At 51.4% G+C, this 2,591-nt stretch carries 1 rRNA gene; it reads left to right on the top strand.

The features are described from left to right. A 23S ribosomal RNA gene (locus ACHAL6_RS15500) occupies positions 1-2,588 on the top strand; the annotation flags it as partial. Between the last annotated feature and the right edge of the window lie 3 nt (positions 2,589-2,591).

Raw genomic sequence — 2,591 nt, 5'->3', positions numbered from 1 at the left:
CACAGCTGGAAAGCTGGACCACAGGGGGTAATAGTCCCGTATGCGAAAGAGATGAACCGGAAATGACTGATCCAGAGTACCACGAGACACGTGAAACCTTGTGGGAAGCAGGGGGGACCACCCCCCAAGGCTAAATACTACCTGATGACCGATAGTGAAGCAGTACCGTGAGGGAAAGGTGAAAAGAACCCCGGGAGGGGAGTGAAATAGAACCTGAAACCGTGCACTTACAAACGGCTAGAGCACTATTAGAAAGTGTGATAGCGTGCTTTTTGTAGAACGAGCCAACGAGTTACGATATGTAGCAAGGTTAAGTACTTCAGGTACGGAGCCGAAGGGAAACCGAGTCTTAATAGGGCAACAAGTTGCATGTCGTAGACCCGAAACCGGGTGACCTATCCATGGCCAGGTTGAAGCGAGAGTAAAATCTCGTGGAGGACCGAACCAAATTGATGTTGAAAAATCATGGGATGAGCTGTGGATAGCGGAGAAATTCCAATCGAACCCGGAGATAGCTGGTTCTCCTCGAAATAGCTTTAGGGCTAGCGTCGGATATATGAGTTATGGAGGTAGAGCACTGAATGGGCTAGGGGGCATATCGCTTACCGAACCTTATCAAACTCCGAATGCCATATACTATTAGTCCGGCAGTCAGACTGTGTAAGATAAGTTTCATAGTCGAAAGGGAAAAAGCCCAGACCGTCAGCTAAGGTCCCCAAGTATAGATTAAGTGGAAAAGGATGTGGGATTTCCAAGACAACTAGGATGTTGGCTTAGAAGCAGCCACTCATTAAAAGAGTGCGTAATAGCTCACTAGTCGAGAGATCCCGCGCCGAAAATGTCCGGGGCTAAAATCTATCACCGAAGCTACGGGTGGCACCTTCATGGTGCCGCGGTAGAGGAGCGTTCTGTACTGGCTGAAGCCATACCGTAAGGAGTGGTGGACGGTACAGAAGTGAGAATGTTGGCATAAGTAGCGAGATGCGGGTGAGAATCCCGCAGGTCGAAAATCTAAGGTTTCCTGAGGAAGGTTCGTCCGCTCAGGGTTAGTCGGGTCCTAAGCCGAGGCCGAGAGGCGTAGGTGATGGACAATCGGTTGATATTCCGATACCACTATGAAGCGTTTGACCGAAGGGGTGACGCAGGAGGATAAGATGTGCGTACGATTGGATTGTACGTCCAAGCACTGAGAAAGGACAGGGAGGCAAATCCCTCTGTCCGCTACTTTCAAGGTGTTACGGGGAGAGGCCCACGGGCCTCGAGTATCTGATTTCACGCTGCCAAGAAAAGCCTCTAGGGAGTGACATAGTGCCCGTACCGCAAACCGACACAGGTAGATGAGGAGAGAATCCTAAGACCATCGGAAGAATTGTTGTTAAGGAACTCGGCAAATTAACCCCGTAACTTCGGGAGAAGGGGTGCCGGAGAGGAATCTCCGGCCGCAGTGAAATGGCCCAAGCAACTGTTTAGCAAAAACACAGGTCTCTGCTAAAGCGTAAGCTGAAGTATAGGGGCTGACGCCTGCCCGGTGCTGGAAGGTTAAGGGGATCACTTAGCGCAAGCGAAGGTGTGAACTTAAGCCCCAGTAAACGGCGGCCGTAACTATAACGGTCCTAAGGTAGCGAAATTCCTTGTCAGGTAAGTTCTGACCCGCACGAATGGCGTAATGACTTGGGCACTGTCTCAACAACAAATCCGGCGAAATTGTAGTGCAAGTGAAGATGCTTGCTACCCGCGATTGGACGGAAAGACCCCGTAGAGCTTTACTGTAGCTTAGCATTGAATTTCGATATTGTCTGTACAGGATAGGTGGGAGACTGGGAAAGAGGATCGTCAGGTCCTCCGGAGTCATCCTTGGGATACCACCCTGGCAGTATTGAGGTTCTAACCGGAGACCATGATCTGGTCACGGGACATTGTTAGGTGGGCAGTTTGACTGGGGCGGTCGCCTCCTAAAAAGTAACGGAGGCGCCCAAAGGTTCCCTCAGAACGGTCGGAAATCGTTCGTAGAGTGCAAAGGCAGAAGGGAGCCTGACTGCGACACATACAGGTGGAGCAGGGACGAAAGTCGGGCTTAGTGATCCGGTGGTACCTCGTGGGAGGGCCATCGCTCAACGGATAAAAGCTACCTCGGGGATAACAGGCTAATCTCCCCCAAGAGTCCACATCGACGGGGAGGTTTGGCACCTCGATGTCGGCTCGTCGCATCCTGGGGCTGAAGTAGGTCCCAAGGGTTGGGCTGTTCGCCCATTAAAGCGGCACGCGAGCTGGGTTCAGAACGTCGTGAGACAGTTCGGTCCCTATCCGTCGCGGGCGTAGGAAATTTGAAGGGAGCTGTCCTTAGTACGAGAGGACCGGGATGGACCAACCTCTGGTGCACCAGTTGTTCCGCCAGGAGCATAGCTGGGTAGCTACGTTGGGACAGGATAAACGCTGAAAGCATCTAAGCGTGAAGCCTACCCTAAGATAAGATTTCCCATGACGTAAGTCAGTAAGATCCCTTGAAGAACACGAGGTTGATAGGTGAGAGGTGTAAGTGCAGCAATGTATTCAGCTTACTCATACTAATAGATCGAGGGCTTAATCAGAAA

The sequence above is a fragment of the Proteiniclasticum sp. C24MP genome (assembly GCF_043951855.1).
GTDB lineage: Bacteria > Bacillota > Clostridia > Clostridiales > Clostridiaceae > Proteiniclasticum.
Note: the sequence above shows the minus strand (reverse complement) of the source record. Positions and strands in the feature narration are given on the sequence as shown.